This is a genomic window from Antribacter sp. NEAU-D49, assembly GCF_057158775.1.
Map to the genome: position 1 here is coordinate 168,483 of NZ_JBXTSN010000003.1, position 16,768 is coordinate 185,250.

Sequence of the window (16,768 nt, forward strand, 5' to 3'; positions counted from 1 at the left end):
GCTGGTGACAAGTCTCACGCGCCGCTCCGCGGGTCAGGCGGGCGCGAGCACCAGCACCGGCTTGGCCGCCGGCTCGCCCTGCCTGCGGGTGTCCTCCAGCAGCGCCACCAGCTCGCCCGCCGGCGAGATGCCCGCCACCACGTCAGGCCGGCCGGACGGCGCGACCCACTGCCCGTACCCGAGCGCACGCACCTCGACCTCCGACAGGTCGCGCACGGGGAACGTGGCCCGTGCGGCGTCCGCGAGCGGCAGGGTGCTGAGCACGCCGTCCTGGTCGGCCTGCGCCTCGAGCTCGGCCAGCGTCCGCGCGTCCCGGAGCGGGTACCCGCCCACCCGCGTACGCCGCAGCATCGTCAGGTGCCCGCCCGTCCCGAGCGCCGCGCCCAGGTCGCGCGCCAGAGCCCGCACGTAGGTCCCCGACGACACGGTGACGGTCACGTCCAGGTCCAGCACCGGCACCTCTGCCCCCTCGGCCGACGTGGCCGTCCCCGCCGTCACGGAGCGGACGTCGAAGCGGGAGACCGTCACCGGGCGGGCCACGAGCTCGACCTGTTCACCCGCACGGACCCGCGCGTACGCCCGCTTGCCGTCGACCTTGATCGCCGACACCGACGTGGGCACCTGCAGGATGTCGCCCGTGAGGTCCGCCACCGCCCGGCGCAGGGCGTCGTCGGGCACGCCGACCGCACCGGCGGCGGCGGTGACCTCGCCCTCGGCGTCGTCCGTCGTCGTGGACACGCCGAGCCGGACCGTCGCGTCGTAGTCCTTGTCGGCGCCCACCACGTACGTGAGCAGGCGCGTCGCCTTGCCGATGCCCAGCACGAGGACCCCGGTGGCCATGGGGTCGAGCGTCCCCGCGTGGCCCACCTTGCGAGTCCCGGCAAGACGCCGCATCCGGCCTACCACGTCGTGGCTGGTCCAGCCTGCGGGCTTGTCGACGACGACGAACCCGTCGGCAGCGGTGGGACGGCGCACCGGCGGTGCCTCCGTTGCGGGTGAATTCATGGGGACCAGTATCCCCGCATGCCGGACGGCCGCCTCCCCACAGGGAGACGGCCGTCCGTCGTTCCGGGCACGGGCCCGGGAAGGTCACTCGTCGGGCGAGTCCTCGTCCTCCGCCGCGCGCGGCTTGCGGTACGGGTCCTCGTCACCGGCGTAGCGCGCGCCGGTGCGCAGCGCCTCCAGCTCGGCGTCACGACGCCTGGCCTCGATGAGCGCGGCGTCCAGGTTGGCCGCCGTGTCGGGGATGGAGTCCAGGTGGAACTCCAGGGTGGGCGTGAGCCGGATGCCCGTCTGCTTGCCCACCTCGGACCGGATGAGGCCCGTCGCGCTCTTCAGCGCGGCAGCCGTACCGTCCCGCTCCTCGTCCGAGCCGTACACCGTGTAGAAGACCGACGCGTTCTGCAGGTCGCCGGTCACCTTGACGTCGGTCACCGTGATGAAGCCCAGCCGCGGATCCTTGATCCGCGTGTCGAGCATCTGGGCCACGATCTCCTTGATGCGGTCGGCGAGCTTGCGCGCTCGCGGGTTGTCCGCCATTTTCTCTCCCTCTCCGTACCGCTGGCCCGTCGGGATGCCTGACGCCGGACCGGGCGCCTCCGTCAGGAGACGTCCGGTCCGGCGTCGGGCACCCGGGCGACGAGGCCCGGGCGAGACCGTCAGGCGCGAGGCTTCTCGCGCATCTCGAAGGTCTCGATGACGTCACCCTCGGTGATGTCGTTGAACGAGCCGAGGCCGATACCGCACTCGAAGCCCTCGCGGACCTCGGTGACGTCGTCCTTCTCGCGACGCAGCGACTCGATCGTGAGGTTGTCGCCCACGACGGTGCCGTTGCGCAGCAGGCGCGCCTTGGTGTTGCGTCGGATCGTGCCCGAGCGGACGATCGAGCCCGCGATGTTGCCGAACTTGGAGGAACGGAACACCTGGCGGATCTCCGCCGAGCCGAGCTGGACCTCCTCGTACTCCGGCTTGAGCATGCCGCGCAGCGACGCCTCGACGTCCTCGATCGCCTGGTAGATGACCGAGTAGAACTTGACGTCGACGCCCTCGCGGTCGGCCAGCTCCTCGACGCGCTCGCCGAACTTGACGTTGAACGCGATGATCACGGCGTTGTCGACCGTGGCCAGGTTCACGTCGTTCTGCGTGATGGCACCCACGCCGCGGTGGATGACCCGCAGCTGGACCTCGTCGCCCACGTCGATCTTGAGCAGCGCGTCCTCCAGCGCCTCGACGGCACCGGACACGTCACCCTTGAGGACCAGGTTGAGGGTCTCGACCTTGCCCTGCTCGAGCGCCTTGGTGAAGTCCTCGAGGCTGATGCGCTTGCGGCGCTTGGCCAGGAGGGCGGCACGCTCGGCGGCCTGACGCTTCTCGGCGATCTGGCGGGCGGTGCGCTCGTCCGGCGCCACGAGGAACGTGTCACCGGCGCTGGGCACCGACGCGAGACCGAGGACCTGCACCGGCCGGGCCGGGGTGGCCGCGGTCAGCGCGTTGCCGTGCTCGTCGAACATCGCACGCACACGACCGTGGGCCGTGCCGGCGACGATCGCGTCACCGACGTGCAGCGTGCCGGACTGGACCAGCACCGTCGCGACGGCACCGCGGCCCTTGTCGAGGTTGGCCTCGATGGCCACGCCTCGGGCGTCCTTGTCGGCGACGGCCCGCAGGTCGAGCGCCGCGTCCGCGGTGAGCAGGACGGCCTCGAGGAGGTCGTCGATGCCGATCCCGGGCTTCGCCGCGACGTCCACGAACATGGTGTCGCCGCCGTACTCCTCGGCCACCAGGTTGTACTCGGTGAGCTGCTGACGGACCTTGGCGGGGTTGGCCCCCTCCTTGTCGATCTTGTTCACCGCGACCACGATCGGCACGCCGGCGGCCTGGGCGTGGTTGAGCGCCTCGACCGTCTGCGGCATCACGCCGTCGTCCGCCGCGACCACGAGGATCGCGATGTCCGTGACCTGAGCACCACGCGCACGCATGGCGGTGAACGCCTCGTGACCCGGGGTGTCGATGAACGTGATCTTGCGGTCGACGCCCTCGTGCTCGTGCGTGACCTGGTAGGCACCGATGTGCTGCGTGATGCCGCCGTGCTCGCCCGCGACGACGTCCGTCTTGCGGATCGCATCGAGGAGCTTCGTCTTACCGTGGTCGACGTGGCCCATGACGGTCACGACCGGCGGACGCGCCACGAGGTCCTCGTCGGACTCGGCGGCCTCCTCGGCCTCCAGGTCGATGTCGAAGGCCCCGAGCAGCTCGCGGTCCTCCTCCTCGGCCGACACCATCTCGATGACGTAGCCGAGCTCGGTGGCCAGCGTGCCGAACGTGTCCTCGTCGAGCGACTGCGTGGCCGTGGCCATCTCGCCCAGGTGGAACAGCACGGTGACGAGCGACGCGGGGTTCGCGTCGATCTTGTCGGCGAAGTCGTTCAGCGACGAGCCGTGACGCAGGCGGACGACGGTGTTCCCGTTACCACGGGGCACCTGCACGCCGCCGAGCGACGGCGCCTGCATCTGCTCGAACTCCTGGCGCTTCGCACGCTTCGACTTCCGCCCGCGGACCGGCTTGCCACCGGCGCGACCGAAAGCACCCTGCGTGGCGCCGCGACCGGCACCACCACGACCGCCGCCACCGGGACGACCGGCGAAACCGCCGCCGCCACCAGGAGCGCCGCCGCCACCGGGACCACCGGGGCCGCCGGGACGACCGCCGCCACCACCCGGACGGCCACGACCGCCACCCGCGGCGGGCGCGGGGCGCTCACCGGGACGGGGCATGGACGTACGGCCCGGCATCATGCCGGGGTTGGGGCGCGGGCCGCCACCAGGACGCGGGGCGCCGCCCGCGGGGGGACGGGGCCCGCCCGGACGAGGCCCGCCGGAGCGCTCGGGAGCGCTGTCGGTGCGCTCGGGACGAGCGTCGGGACGCTGGCCGGGCCGGGGCATGCCCTGGCTCGGCGCGAACGGGTTGTTACCCGGACGCGGGGCGCCGCCGCCCTCGCGGGGGGCCCCACGGTCGGGACGCTGGCCGGGCCGGGGCATGCCCTGGCTCGGCGCGAACGGGTTGTTGCCCGGACGCGGCGTGCCGCCACCGGGACGACCGCCACCCGGACGGGGCGCGCGGTTGTCACGACCACCGTCGCGGCCGCCGTCACGACCACCCTCGCGACCGGCCGGAGCCGGACGGGGGGCGGGAGCGGGACGCGGACCGGGCGTCGGCGCGGAGCCCGCGGGACGCGGGGCGGCCGGACGTGCCGGGGCGGGCGCGCTCTGGCGCGCCTCGGGAGCGGGCGCCGGGGTGTCCGACGCCGGAGCGGGAGCGGGTGCGGGCGCTGCGGCGGGCGCAGCGGCAGCGGGTGCCTCAGCAGCCGGCGCGGGCGCCGGAGCAGCGGGCTTCACCGCAGGCTTGGGAGCGGCCGGACGCGCAGCGGCGGGCTTGGGGGCCTGCGACGGCGCGGAGCCGCCCGAGGAACCACCGTCGCCACCGGCCGAGCCGGACTTCGCGAACTTGTCACGCATCGTCCGCTCCACCGGAGCCTCGAGCGTCGAGGACGCAGAACGGACGAACTCACCTGCTGACTTCAGCTCGGCGAGCAGGGTCTTGCTCTCCACTCCGAGCTGCTTTGCCAGCTCGTGAACGCGGATCTTTGCCACATCTCTCCTGTCTCGGGTCCACCCAAGACAGGGAGGACCGCCATTAGTACCGAGTACTCATCGCTGGGGACTCATCGGGTGCCCATCGGCTTCTGACCCGCTTCCTTGTCGACGAATCGCGTGATGCGGCCGGGGCGTGGTGCTCCCGGTCGCGACGGTGCCGGCCCGTGCAGGGCCGAGTGCCTGGGTCGTGCTCACAGTCCGAGGTGCGCCCGGACGCCCGCCAGGTCGAGCAGGCCGGTGACACGTAGTGCACGCGGCACGGCCTTGCGACGCTCGGCGAGCTCCAGGCAGCGCGTCGCCGGGTGAACCCAGGCGCCGCGCCCCGGCAGGCAGGCCCGGTCGTCCACCACGAGCCGAGGCTGTGGTGCAGAACGATCCAGGACCAGCCGCACGAGAGCTGACCGCTGGTCGCGTCCCCGGCACCCGACGCACGTCCGCACAGGACCCAGGAGGTCCGGAGCAGGGTGAGTCGAAGGACGGGCACGCGGCCCAGACTCGGACAGTCTACCGCGCGTGCCCACCGGCCGTTACCGGCGGCCGGTGGCGGGGGCGTCCGAAGCACCCCCGGGCGCGTCGCTCCCGTCACCGCCCTGAGCACCGTCGGCGCCCTCGTCGGAGCGGATGTCGATGCGCCAGCCGGTGAGCTTGGCGGCCAGGCGGGCGTTCTGGCCCTCCTTGCCGATCGCCAGCGACAGCTGGTAGTCCGGGACCACCGCACGGGCGGCCCGCGCGTCCGGGTCCACGACCGTGACGGACGAGACCCGCGCGGGCGACAGCGCGTTGCCCACGAACTGCGCGGGGTCGTCGCTGTAGTCCACGATGTCGATCTTCTCGCCGTGAAGCTCCGCCATGACCGCCCGCACCCGGGCGCCCATCGGGCCGATGCAGGCACCCTTGGCGTTGAGCCCGGACACACGGGACCGGACGGCGACCTTGGTGCGGTGCCCTGCCTCGCGTGCCACGGCCATGATCTCGACCGAGCCGTCCGCGATCTCCGGGACCTCGAGCTCGAACAGCTTGCGCACGAGGTTGGGGTGCGTGCGGCTCAACGTGATCTGGGCGCCCTTCATTCCGCGGGCCACCTCCACCACGTAGGCGCGCAGGCGCTCGCCGTGCACGTACTCCTCCGTGGGCACCTGCTCGTGCGGCGGCAGGATGGCCTCCGTGCCGCCCACGTCGACGAGCACCATGCGCGGGTCGCGACCCTGCTGGATCACCCCGGCGAGGACCTCGCCCTCCTTGCCGCGGAACATCCCGAGAACCTGGTCGTCCTCCGCGTCCCGGAGCCGCTGGACGATCACCTGACGAGCCGTCGCCGTGGCGATCCGGCCGAAGTCCTGGGGCGTGTGGTCGAACTCGGGTCCCAGCTCGACCGGCGACCGGCCCTCCGGGTCCTCAGGGTCGACCGCGACCGGCAGCTCCTCGCGCGCCCACACGGTCACGTGACCGGTGGACCGGTCCAGCTCGACGCGGGCCCGCGGGTACGCGCCCGGCGTGCGGTGGTACGCCGAGAGCAGCGCCTGCTCGATGGCGGAGACGAGCACGTCGAGGCTGAGGTCCCTCTCGCGCTCCAGCATGCGTAGCGCGCTCATGTCGATGTCCACGTCTCAGCCCTCCTTGTTGCGGCCGGCACCCAGCGCCTGCGTCGCGTCGTCTTCGTCGTCTGCACTCTCGCGCACCCCGGCCCGGTCGGCATCTGCTGCGGCGATGTCCGGCTCGTCCGTGTCGTCGCCGTCCTCGTCGAGGTCGGCGACGAGCTCCTCGCCGTCCGCCTCGTCGTCGTCCGCGAGCTCCTCCAGGCGCTTCAGCTCGACCTCGACCGTGCCGCGGGCGACGGAGTCCAGCGGGATGCGCGCGCCGTCGTCGAGCACCAGGTCGGTGCCCTCGACGGCGACGAGCCGACCCGTGACCGTACCGCCCTCCGCCAGCGCCAGCGTCACCAGGCGCGTGCGTGCCCGCTTGAAGTGGCGCAGCTCCGTGAGCGGCCGCGACGTGCCAGGGGTGGAGATCTCCAGGACGTACGCCCCCGGGATCACGTCGTCGCCGTCGAGCGCCGCGGAGACCGCCCGCGAGGCCTCCCCCAGCCGGTCGGAGTCGAGGCTGCCGAGCTCGTCCTCCGGGAGGTCCAGCGTGATCCGCACGACGGAGCGGCTGCCCGCCCGCGTCGTCGTGACGTCCTCCAGGTAGAGCCCTGCGGCCTCCGCCACCGGTCCCACCACCTGCCGGACCGCGTCCGCGTGCTGTGCCATCGCCTGCCTCCCGTGGGCTCCCCGTCGCCGGGGGTACGGTCCGAGCCGGAACGGTTCGACCGATGTGCTGTTGTCGCGGCCCGCCGATCGGCGCTCCGGGGAGCGCGCGGCCGGCCGCGGGTGTGCCGAGGTGCACGCCCGGGGTCCCGTGCGTGCTCCGGCCAAGCCTAACGAAGGACCGGCCCCGAGCCCTCCCGGAACAACGTGACGTTCACCGTCACGCTTCCGGCACATGTCGTCACCTCGGACGTGGCATCATCAGCGACGATGAACCCGCACCGTCGCACCCCGCCCGTCGGCCGGTCCCGCCGCGGTCCCGCCGTGGCCGCCCTCGTCATGGCGGTCGCTCTGCTCGTGGGCGGGTGCGGGCTGCGGCTCGAGAGCCCCCCGCCGACGGAGCCCCAGCCCGACGCGGGCGAGATCGTACGCCGCACCGCCGTGGCCGACGCGCTCCTGGTCCGCGACCAGGCGGACGCGCTCGTGGGCACCGGAACGCTCGCCGCCGAGGCGGTCGCGGAGCTCGACCGGGTCTCCGGGGTCGCCGACGCGCAGGTGACGCAGCTCGGCGGGGTCTACGACTCCGGGCTCGCGGACGTGCTCGGCGAGAGCACGGCGTCACCGTCGGCCAGCCCCTCCCCCCCGCCCGCCCCCGCCGACGTGGTCGCCACCCTCCTGAGCGCCGCGGGCCGCACCAGCACGTCCGCCGACACCACCGAGGACGGGCCGCTCGCACGGCTCCTGGCATCGGTCGCGGCCTCCCACACGGTCTCCGCGGTCCGGTTGTCACCGCTCGTCGGGGTGCCCGCCACCACGGTCCCCACCCCGGTGGTCCCGGCCCCGCAGCCGTCGGACGACGACGAGCCGGGGACCACCGGCGCGTCGTCCTCCACGACGGGTACCGCCACGCCGAGCGCGAGCCCCGACGCGGTCACGGCGCCCTCCGACGCCGCCACCACGCCGCCCGGCGGCCTCAGCGCGGACAACCTGAGCGCGATCGTGCTGGCCGAGGACGCAGCCGGCTACGCCATGGAGGTGCGGGCCGCTCGCGAGGACGACGCCGCGGTCCAGGACGGCATGGCGCAGCGTGCGGCCCTCCACCGGGCACGGGCACAGGCATGGGCCGTGCTGGCCGGGACCAGCGGGACCGACCAGGACCCGCGCGAGGTGGCGTACCTGGTGCCAGGTCCTGACGTGACGAGCCAGGACCTGGTGCAGCAACTCGAGGACGGGCTCGCCACGGACTACGCCACGCTCGTGGGGGTCGCGGAGTCGGGCACCCGGGCGATCCTCGTCGACCTGCTGGTCGAGTCCGCCGTCACGAGCGTGGCGTGGGGCGCGGCCCCGACGGCGTTCCCCGGCCTCCCGGAGCAGCCGGAGCCGGCCGCGGCCTGAGCCGCGGCCGGCCCGCCTCGTCGCCGCCTGGTCGGGGCGGCTGATGGTGGCGCCGGTCGTGGCGCCTGGTCGCACCCGCTGGTCGGGGCGGCGGCCGGACCTCGAAGCCCGGCCGCCGGACCTCAGGACGCCAGCAGCGCCTCGATCTTCTCGGTGACCACCCGGACCACGTCGGCCACGGGCACCTGCTCCGCCTCGCCGGCCCGGGGGCGCACCTCGACCAGGCCGTCCGCCAGACCCCGGCCGACGACCACGACGAGGGGCACGCCGAGCAGCTCCGCATCCGCGAACTTCACGCCGGGTGACGCCTTGGGCCGGTCGTCGTAGAGCACCTCCACGCCCAGGTCGGCCAGCTCCCCGGAGATCGCCTCCGCGGCCTCGAACATCTCTGCGCCCTTGCCCGCCGCGACCACGTGCACGTGCGCCGGGGCGACGTGCGCCGGCCACGCCAGACCCTTCTCGTCGTGGTTCGCCTCGGCGAGGGCGGCCAGCGCGCGCGTCACGCCGATGCCGTACGAGCCCATGGTGACGACGACCTGCTTGCCGTTCTCGTCCAGGACCGTGAGGCCGAGCGCCTGCGCGTACTTGCGGCCCAGCTGGAAGATGTGGCCGATCTCGATGCCGCGGGCCAGCTCCAGCGGTCCCGAGCCGTCGGGCGCGAGGTCGCCGGCGCGTACCTCCGCCGCCTCGATCGTGCCGTCGGCCGTGAAGTCGCGCCCGGCGACCAGGTCGAAGACGTGGCGACCGTGCTCGTTCGCACCGGTGATCCAGCGGGTGCCGGGGACCACGCGGGGGTCGAGCAGGTACCGGATCGCGGAGACCTTGTCGCCCGACTCCGTCTCGACGACCGCACCCTGCGGGCCGAGCACCTGGGGACCGATGTACCCCTTGACCAGCTCGGGGTGCGCGGCGAAGTCGGCGTCGCCCGCGGGTTCCGCCTCGGCGGGCGCCACGGCGGCCTCGAGGCGCTTGAGGTCCACCTCGCGGTCGCCCGGAAGGCCCACGACCACGAGCTCGCGGCGGCCGTCCGGGTGGACGAGCGCCAGCACCACGTTCTTGAGTGTGTCGGCTGCGGTCCACTCGCGGTCGGGACGCGGGTACCGGGCGTTCGCGAGGGCGACGAGCGTGTCGATCGTGGGGGTGTCCGGGGTGTCCTCGACGTGCGCGGCGGGCGCGTCGTCGTAGGGCAGCGCCTCGGGTACCGGGGTCACGACCGCCTCGACGTTTGCGGCGTAACCGCCGGCCGAGCGCACGAACGTGTCCTCGCCGATCGGCGACGGCGACAGGAACTCCTCGGAGCGGGAGCCGCCCATGGCGCCCGACGTGGCCGAGACGATGACGTAGTCCAGCCCGAGCCGCGTGAAGATGCGCTCGTAGGCGTCGCGCTGCTTCTGGTACGACTCCGCGAGGCCCTCGTCGCGCACGTCGAACGAGTACGCGTCCTTCATGATGAACTCGCGACCGCGGATCAGGCCGGCACGGGGGCGCGCCTCGTCGCGGTACTTGGTCTGGATCTGGAAGAGCGTGAGCGGCAGGTCCTTGTACGAGGAGTACAGGTCCTTCACCAGCAGGGTGAACATCTCCTCGTGGGTGGGGGCCAGCAGGTAGTCCCCCTCCTTGCGGTCCTTGAGCCGGAAGATGTTGGGCCCGTACTCCTCCCACCGGCCCGTCGCCTCGTAGGGCTCCTTCGGCAGCAGCGCCGGGAAGTGCACCTCCTGGGCGCCGACGGCGTTCATCTCCTCGCGGACCACGGCCTCGACCTTGGCCAGCACGCGCAGGCCCAGCGGCAGCCAGGTGTAGATGCCCGGCGCGGCGCGGCGGATGTAGCCGGCGCGCACGAGCAGGCGGTGGCTCGCGACCTCGGCGTCGACCGGGTCCTCGCGCAGGGTGCGGACGAAGAGGGTCGACATGCGCAGGAGGTCGGCACGGCGACCGGTGGAGAGAGGACGGGATAACATGGTGCACAGCCTATCCGCGGCCGCCGGACCGCTCGCCCGGTTTTCCACAGCCGTTGTCAGGATCGGCCGGGGCAGGCAGCATGACTGCATGCCCGAGCTGCCGGAGGTGCAGGCCCTCACCGACTTCCTGCGCGACCGCGCGACGGGCTGCCTCGTCGCCGACGTGCAGGTGGCGTCGATCGCCGCCCTCAAGACGTTCGACCCGCCGATCACCGCGCTGGTGGGCGCCAAGGTGCTGGGCGCGGCCCGGCACGGCAAGTGGCTCGCCCTCGTGGTGCGCCCGGCCCCACCGCCGGCCGCAGCCCTGCCCGAGCCGATGGGGAGCCTGGACGCAGCAGCGGGAGACCTCGCTGGGCGCACGGACCCGGTGCGCCACACCGAGCTGCACCTGGTCTTCCACCTGTCCCGCGGCGGCTGGGTGCGCTGGTCGGAGCACCAGTCGACGGCGCCCGTGCGGCCGGGGCGCAGCGGCCCGGCGAAGGCTCCGTCGCTCGCGCTGCGCGTCCGGTTCGACGACGGCTCGGGCTTCGACCTCACAGAGGCAGGCACCCGCAAGCGCCTCGCCGTCCACGTGGTCCGCGACCCGGAGGACGTGCCGATGATCGCCACCCTGGGACCCGACCCGCTCGGCCCGGAGTTCACGATCGGCGTCCTGGCGACCCTGCTGTCCGCCAAGAACCAGCAGGTCAAGGGCCTGCTCCGCGACCAGAGCGCCATCGCGGGCATCGGCAACGCCTACTCCGACGAGATCCTCCACGCCGCGCGGTTCAGCCCGTACAAGCTCACGCGCACCTTCACGCCGGAGGACACCGCCCGCCTGCACCAGGCGATCGGCGACATCCTCGGGGAGGCGATCGCGGCGTCGTCGGGCAAGCCGGCGGCCGAGCTGAAGGACGCCAAGCGGGCCGGCATGCGCGTCCACGGGCGCGCAGGGCTGCCGTGCCCCGTGTGCGGCGACACGGTGCGCGAGGTGAGCTTTGCCGACCGGTCGATGCAGTACTGCCCCACCTGCCAGACCGGCGGGCAGGTCCTCGCGGACCGCCGCCTGTCCAGGCTCCTGAAGTAGGGCTCAGAAGAGGATCGTGGCGAACGTGCCGACCTGCTCGAACCCGACGCGCCGGTACGCCGCGACCGCCCGCTCGTTGTACGCGTTGACATAGAGCGACACCACGGGCGCGAAGGTGCGCCGCGCCTGCACCACCACCGACGCCATGCCCGACTCCGACCAGCCGCGCCCCCGGTACACCGGGTCCACCCAGACACCCTGTACCTGGGCGACCCCAGCGGTCAGGGCACCGATCTCGGCCTTGAACGCCACGGCCTGCCGGCGCCCGGGGGCACCGACGGTGCGGATGTACGAGCGGCCCTCGGCCACGAGGGAGCGCACCCGCTCCGCGTACGCAGAGCCGCCGCTCGCGACGGGCGAGTAGCCCACCTCCTCGGTGAACATGCGCACGCAGGCGGGGAGCACGATCTCGAGCTCGTCGAGGCGGGACGGCCGGACGGACGGCTCGGGCGCGACGTCGGGGTCGCGGTCGATGGCGAGCGACGGCTGGTCGGCGCGGATCTCCCGGGCCGACGGCCAGTACGCGGACAGGTGGTCCCAGAGGCCGAGCGCCGCCGCCTGGTCCCCCACCACCGACGACGACCGCCGCCCGTGCACCCGGGCGAGCGCCGCGAAGGCGGCGACCGCCTCGGGCAGGACCGACGGGTCGGGCACCACCGGGACCAGGTTGGCCCCCGCCCAGCACACCGCCTCCAGCGGCCCTGCCGCCGGGAAGCCCCACGCTTGTCCGCCCGCGGCGCTGAACCCCGCCCGCGCCGCGATCTCGAGCCGGGTCGCGGCCAGGACCGCCGTGACGGGGTCCTGCGCGCAGACGGCGAGGGCCTCGGGCAGGTCCTGCTGACTCAGCGACCGGGCTTCCTGCCCAGGCTGGTTCCCGTGCTCCGGGCGTGCCCCGGCCGCGTGGACCGGGGTGCGCCACGGAGCCACGGGCCCTGCCTCAGCCGACCGTCACGACCGGCGAGCCGGCCTGCGCGTCGTTCTCCGGCGCCGGCATGGACTCCGCCAGGCGCATGGCCTCCTCGATCAGCGTCTCCACGATCATGGCCTCGGGAACCGTCTTGATGACCTCGCCGCGGACGAAGATCTGGCCCTTGCCGTTGCCGGACGCCACGCCCAGGTCGGCCTCGCGGGCCTCGCCCGGGCCGTTGACGACGCAGCCCATGACGGCCACCCGCAGCGGCACCTCCATGCCCTCCAGACCGGCCGTGACCTTCTCCGCCAGCGTGTACACGTCCACCTGGGCGCGGCCGCACGACGGGCAGGACACGATCTCGAGCTTGCGCGGGCGCAGGTTGAGCGCCTGGAGGATCTGGTTGCCGACCTTGACCTCCTCGACCGGCGGGGCCGAGAGGGAGACGCGGATCGTGTCACCGATGCCCTTGCTCAGCAGGGCACCGAACGCCGTCGCCGACTTGATGGTGCCCTGGAACGCCGGGCCCGCCTCGGTGACACCGAGGTGCAGCGGCCAGTCGCCCGCCTGCGCGAGAAGCTCGTACGCGCGCACCATGATCACGGGGTCGTTGTGCTTCACCGAGATCTTGAAGTCGTGGAAGTCGTGCTCCTCGAAGAGGCTCGCCTCCCACACCGCCGACTCGACGAGCGCCTCCGGCGTGGCCTTGCCGTACTTGGCGAGGAGGCGCGGGTCGAGCGACCCGGCGTTCACGCCGATCCGCAGGGAGACACCCGCATCCTTGGCGGCCCGGGCGATCTCCTTGACCTGGTCGTCGAACTTCCGGATGTTGCCCGGGTTCACACGGACGGCGGCACAGCCGGCGTCGATCGCGGCGAACACGTACTTGGGCTGGAAGTGGATGTCGGCGATCACGGGGATCTGCGACTTCTTCGCGATGATGGGCAGCGCCTCGGCGTCGTCGGCGCTCGGCACCGCGACGCGGACGATGTCACATCCGGCGGTGGTGAGCTCGGCGATCTGCTGGAGGGTCGCGTTGATGTCCGTCGTGGGGGTGGTGGTCATCGACTGGACGCTGATGGGCGCGTCACCGCCCACCTCGACCTTGCCGACGCGGATCTTGCGCGACTGGCGGCGCGGTGCGAGGACGGGTGCCGGCGCAGCGGGCATGCCAAGACTGATAGGGACGCTCACGAGATCAAGTATCCACCGATTCGTGCTGGCCTTCGCACGGTCGGCCGTCCGTGCGCCGGGTCCGCCGACGAGCCCTCGCCTATCTCCCCGAATCCTCCACGCCTGACCGCCGTCGTCAGGTGAGCCGGACGGGGTCGATCAGGTCGGCGAGGATCAGCAGCGCCCCCACGCCCGTGAGGGCGACGAACACCACATACGTGACGGGCGTCATGCGGGCGACGTCGGCCGGGCCGGGGAGCGGGTGGCGCCGCACGCGGGCGACCGTGCGCTTGGCCCCCTCGTAGAGCGCGTTGAGCACGTGCCCGCCGTCGAGCGGAAGGAGCGGGATGAGGTTGAACACGAAGAGGGCGATGTTGACGCTCGCGAGGAGGCTGAGCAGGAACACCACGCGGTCGAGGATCGCCGCGTCGAGACTCATCACCTCGCCGGCCAGCAAGGTGACGCCGACGACGCTGATCACCGAGTCCTGGGACCGCGGCTCGTCGGTGAAGGCCTCGTACGCGGCGTCGTACACCCGGACCGGGAACGTCAGCAGCATGCGGGCGGTCTCGAGCACGCCCTCGCCGACGAGCGGGAAGACCGAGCCGATCGGCTGGCGGACCCGCTCGACGAGCGGGGCGAAGCCCACGAACCCACCCGGCTCCGTGACGACCTCGCCACCCTCACTCTCGACCGGGTAGCCCTGCTCGTCCGTGACCGGCCGGTCGATGCTGGCCGGCGTCACCTCCAAGGTCACCGGGCGCCCGTCCCGCTCCACCACGACCTCGACCTCACGGCCCGCGGCGTCGTTGATGAGGCTCACGAGCTGACCCCAGCCGGTCACCTCCTGGCCGTCGAACTCCACGACCGTGTCGCCCACCTGGAGCCCCGCGGCGGCCGACGGCGCCGGCGGCGCACCCTCGGCGCACCCCTCGTCGCTCTGGACCGACGCTGGGACGCACTCCGAGAGCTGCGCGACGGTGGTCGACGTCTGCTCCGTGCCGTAGCCGACCAGGATGCCGCCCATGATCACCACGGCGATCACCAGGTTCATCAGTGGCCCGCCGAGCATGACCACGATCTTCTTCGGTGCCGACAGGTTGTAGAACGCGCGGTGCTCCTCGCCGCGCCGCACCTCCGAGGCGGACGCGTCGCGGGCGTCGTCGATCATGCCGCCCCAGAAGCCGCGCGCCCGCGGCGTGCCGGGTCGCGCCGGCGGCATCATGCCGACGAGCCGCACGAACCCGCCCAGCGGGATCGCCTTGATGCCGTACTCGGTCTCGCCCTTGGTCCGCGACCAGACGGTGGGGCCGAAGCCCACCATGTACTGGCTGACGCGGACGCCGAACTTCTTGGCGGGCACCATGTGGCCCACCTCGTGCAGGCCGATCGAGACGAGAAGGCCCACCACGAAGATGGCGCCACCGACAATCCACGGGAGGAGCGTGCTCACGCGCCGAGACTACGGCACCCACCTTGGCGCCCGCTGCCCCCTTCCCGCGCAGGACGGCCGCCTACCGGGCCGCCTTCAGGACCTCCGCCGCCCGGGCCCGGGCCCACGCGTCCGCCTCCAGCACGCCCTCGACGCTCGACGCGTCCCCGCCGGTGTGAGCCTCGACGACGGCCCCCACGGTGTCCACGATGTCCAGGAACCCGATGGCCCCGTCGTGGAACGCGTCGACGCACACCTCGTTCGCCGCGTTGTAGACGGCCGGGTAGGTCCCTCCGGCCTCCCCCACCTGGCGCGCCAGGCGCACCGCCGGGAACGCGTCGTCGTCGAGCGGTGCGAACTCCCAGGTGGCGGCCTGCGTCCAGTCGACGGCGACGTCCACGTCGGCGAGCCGCTCCGGCCAGGACAGCCCGAGGGCGATGGGCACGAGCATCCGCGGCGGGCCTGCCTGCGCGATCGTGGACCCGTCCACGAACTCGACCATGGAATGGATCAGCTGCTGGGGGTGCACCACCACGTCGATCGCGGAGAACGGCACGTCGAAGAGCAGGTGTGCCTCGATCACCTCGAGCCCCTTGTTGACCAGGGTCGCGGAGTTCGTGGTGATCACGCGGCCCATCGAGAAGTTGGGGTGCTTGAGCGCCTGGGCCGGGGTCACGTCGCGCAGCTCGGCCCGCGAGCGCCCGCGGAACGGCCCGCCGCTGGCCGTGACCACGAGCCTGCGCACCTCGGCCCGGCTCCCGGACCGGAGCGACTGGGCGATCGCGGAGTGCTCGGAGTCCACCGGGACCACCTGCTCGGGCCGGGTCCAGGCAGCCTTGACGAGGCCGCCGCCCACGACGAGCGACTCCTTGTTCGCGAGGGCCAGCGTGGAGCCTGCCTCGAGGGCGGCGAGCGTGGGGCGCAGGCCGACCGACCCGGTGATGCCGTTGAGCACGACGTCGCTCCCCCGGCCTGCCAGGTCGGTGGCGGCGTCGGGCCCGGCGAGCACCTCGATGCCTGAGGCGCCCGCGTCCGCGAGGTGGGCGAGCAGCGCGGGGCGTGCTGCGGCGTCTGCCACGGCGACGGCGCTCACGCGGAGGGCTGTGGCCTGGCGCGCCAGGCCCGCCAGGTCGGAGCCGCCGGCGCTGAGCGCCTCGACGCGGAAGCGGTCCGGGTTGCGGAGGACCACGTCGATGGCCTGAGTGCCGATGGAGCCGGTGGATCCGAGGATGGTGACGCTACGCATGGCGCCATCCTCCCAGGTCGCTGCCCGGCGGCACGCACCCGGCTGCATCCCGCCGGCCGGGCGCGTGGCCCGGCCGGCGGCGGGGCTCACGCCTCGAGGCGGCGCGCCTCCGACTCGGTCTCGTCGGCGTCCTCGTCGCGCCCGTCCTTGCGCAGGAGGCCGGAGAGAGCGCGCAGCGACATGGCCCCGTCGGACGCCGCGAGGCCGGCACCGGTGGCCGTGACCTTCTTCCAGAGGCCGATGGCCTCCTCGGCCACCTCGAGGGCCTGGCTGCGCTGGTCCTCACCGACGATCTTGTTCGCGACGGTACCCAGCGCGGTCTCGAGGGCAGCCCGCTGCTTCTCCGGCTCGTCGCCGTCCAGGCTCTTGAAGAGGCCCACGGCCTCCGCCGCGAGCGCCGTGGGCGGCTTCTCCTTCTTGGTCATCTCGCTGCCGAACATCGCGAGCGCGACGGCCACGCGCGAGACGGTGCTGCTCATCTCGCCGGGCAGCTTCTCCACGCCGGACTCCAGGAGCCCGTGCAGCCGTGCGGCGGCCTGCGACTCGAGGGTGGGCGTGCGCGGAGCGGCGGCCTGCGGAGCCGCCTCCTCCGGCACGTTCGTGGGGACGGCGGGGGCCTGGTCCGGGGCCGGCGCGGCCTGTGCCGCTGCGGCGTCAGTCGTCACTGCGTCTCCTCCTGTGGTAATGCGC

The 16,768-nt window shown here is 73.3% G+C and carries 14 protein-coding genes; 2 read left to right on the forward strand and 12 right to left on the reverse strand.

Annotated features, from left to right (window positions below; all coding sequences use genetic code 11):
* Positions 1 to 33: 33 nt before the first annotated feature.
* From truB to AC060K_RS04145, 6 genes are all read right to left on the reverse strand, one after another.
* Complete coding sequence (gene truB, locus AC060K_RS04120) at positions 34 to 1,005, reverse strand: tRNA pseudouridine(55) synthase TruB (RefSeq protein WP_483764189.1); 972 nt, start codon at positions 1,003 to 1,005, stop codon at positions 34 to 36.
* An 84-nt stretch (positions 1,006 to 1,089) separates the two neighbouring features.
* Positions 1,090 to 1,539, reverse strand: a complete 450-nt coding sequence (gene rbfA / locus AC060K_RS04125) for a 30S ribosome-binding factor RbfA (protein WP_483764190.1) — start codon at positions 1,537 to 1,539, stop codon at positions 1,090 to 1,092.
* A gap of 119 nt (positions 1,540 to 1,658) precedes the next feature.
* Positions 1,659 to 4,649: a translation initiation factor IF-2 gene (infB, locus tag AC060K_RS04130; RefSeq protein WP_483764191.1), complete on the reverse strand. Its 2,991-nt coding sequence runs from the start codon at positions 4,647 to 4,649 to the stop codon at positions 1,659 to 1,661.
* Positions 4,650 to 4,843: 194 nt separating this feature from the next.
* The gene (locus AC060K_RS04135; RefSeq protein WP_483764192.1) at positions 4,844 to 5,173 is read right to left on the reverse strand and encodes a YlxR family protein; all 330 of its coding nucleotides are present in this window, start codon (positions 5,171 to 5,173) and stop codon (positions 4,844 to 4,846) included.
* Between the two features lie 6 nt (positions 5,174 to 5,179).
* The gene (nusA, locus tag AC060K_RS04140; protein ID WP_483764193.1) at positions 5,180 to 6,256 is read right to left on the reverse strand and encodes a transcription termination factor NusA; all 1,077 of its coding nucleotides are present in this window, start codon (positions 6,254 to 6,256) and stop codon (positions 5,180 to 5,182) included.
* Positions 6,257 to 6,259: 3 nt separating this feature from the next.
* Positions 6,260 to 6,901, reverse strand: a complete 642-nt coding sequence (locus AC060K_RS04145) for a ribosome maturation factor RimP (protein WP_483764194.1) — start codon at positions 6,899 to 6,901, stop codon at positions 6,260 to 6,262.
* Between the two features lie 267 nt (positions 6,902 to 7,168).
* On the opposite strand from AC060K_RS04145, the gene AC060K_RS04150 reads away from it, so the two are divergent.
* Complete coding sequence (locus tag AC060K_RS04150) at positions 7,169 to 8,293, forward strand: DUF4439 domain-containing protein (protein WP_483764195.1); 1,125 nt, start codon at positions 7,169 to 7,171, stop codon at positions 8,291 to 8,293.
* Positions 8,294 to 8,415: 122 nt separating this feature from the next.
* Here the strand turns inward: AC060K_RS04150 and AC060K_RS04155 are convergent, their stop codons facing one another.
* The gene (locus tag AC060K_RS04155; RefSeq protein WP_483764196.1) at positions 8,416 to 10,251 is read right to left on the reverse strand and encodes a proline--tRNA ligase; all 1,836 of its coding nucleotides are present in this window, start codon (positions 10,249 to 10,251) and stop codon (positions 8,416 to 8,418) included.
* A gap of 88 nt (positions 10,252 to 10,339) precedes the next feature.
* Here AC060K_RS04155 and AC060K_RS04160 point away from each other — a divergent pair, with 88 nt between their 5' ends.
* A complete protein-coding gene (locus AC060K_RS04160; RefSeq protein ID WP_483764197.1) occupies positions 10,340 to 11,317 on the forward strand; it encodes an Fpg/Nei family DNA glycosylase in 978 nt (325 codons plus the stop codon).
* 3 nt (positions 11,318 to 11,320) lie between these two features.
* Here the strand turns inward: AC060K_RS04160 and AC060K_RS04165 are convergent, their stop codons facing one another.
* The 5 genes from AC060K_RS04165 to AC060K_RS04185 all read right to left on the reverse strand — a co-directional run bounded on the left by AC060K_RS04165 (position 11,321) and on the right by AC060K_RS04185 (position 16,743).
* Complete coding sequence (locus AC060K_RS04165) at positions 11,321 to 12,244, reverse strand: GNAT family N-acetyltransferase (RefSeq protein WP_483764198.1); 924 nt, start codon at positions 12,242 to 12,244, stop codon at positions 11,321 to 11,323.
* 10 nt (positions 12,245 to 12,254) lie between these two features.
* On the reverse strand, positions 12,255 to 13,397 hold the full coding sequence (gene ispG, locus AC060K_RS04170; protein ID WP_483764318.1) for a flavodoxin-dependent (E)-4-hydroxy-3-methylbut-2-enyl-diphosphate synthase: 1,143 nt from the start codon (positions 13,395 to 13,397) through the stop codon (positions 12,255 to 12,257).
* A gap of 139 nt (positions 13,398 to 13,536) precedes the next feature.
* Entirely contained in the window at positions 13,537 to 14,853 is a 1,317-nt protein-coding gene (locus AC060K_RS04175; protein ID WP_483764199.1) for a M50 family metallopeptidase, read from the reverse strand.
* 61 nt (positions 14,854 to 14,914) lie between these two features.
* Positions 14,915 to 16,078, reverse strand: coding sequence for a 1-deoxy-D-xylulose-5-phosphate reductoisomerase (gene dxr / locus AC060K_RS04180; RefSeq protein WP_483764200.1), 1,164 nt, complete (start codon positions 16,076 to 16,078; stop codon positions 14,915 to 14,917).
* An 86-nt stretch (positions 16,079 to 16,164) separates the two neighbouring features.
* A complete protein-coding gene (locus tag AC060K_RS04185) occupies positions 16,165 to 16,743 on the reverse strand; it encodes a hypothetical protein (protein WP_483764201.1) in 579 nt (192 codons plus the stop codon).
* Positions 16,744 to 16,768 lie beyond the last annotated feature (25 nt).

Excerpts from the sequence above, each read along its gene's own strand:
- AC060K_RS04145 (WP_483764194.1), bottom strand. The coding sequence starts at position 6,901 with ATGGCACAGCACGCGGACGCGGTCCGGCAGGTGGTGGGACCGGTGGCG.
- truB (WP_483764189.1), bottom strand. The coding sequence starts at position 1,005 with ATGAATTCACCCGCAACGGAGGCACCGCCGGTGCGCCGTCCCACCGCT.
- AC060K_RS04150 (WP_483764195.1), top strand. The coding sequence starts at position 7,169 with ATGAACCCGCACCGTCGCACCCCGCCCGTCGGCCGGTCCCGCCGCGGT.
- rbfA (WP_483764190.1), bottom strand. The coding sequence starts at position 1,539 with ATGGCGGACAACCCGCGAGCGCGCAAGCTCGCCGACCGCATCAAGGAG.
- AC060K_RS04160 (WP_483764197.1), top strand. The coding sequence starts at position 10,340 with ATGCCCGAGCTGCCGGAGGTGCAGGCCCTCACCGACTTCCTGCGCGAC.
- AC060K_RS04155 (WP_483764196.1), bottom strand. The coding sequence starts at position 10,251 with ATGTTATCCCGTCCTCTCTCCACCGGTCGCCGTGCCGACCTCCTGCGC.
- dxr (WP_483764200.1), bottom strand. The coding sequence starts at position 16,078 with ATGCGTAGCGTCACCATCCTCGGATCCACCGGCTCCATCGGCACTCAG.
- ispG (WP_483764318.1), bottom strand. The coding sequence starts at position 13,397 with ATGCCCGCTGCGCCGGCACCCGTCCTCGCACCGCGCCGCCAGTCGCGC.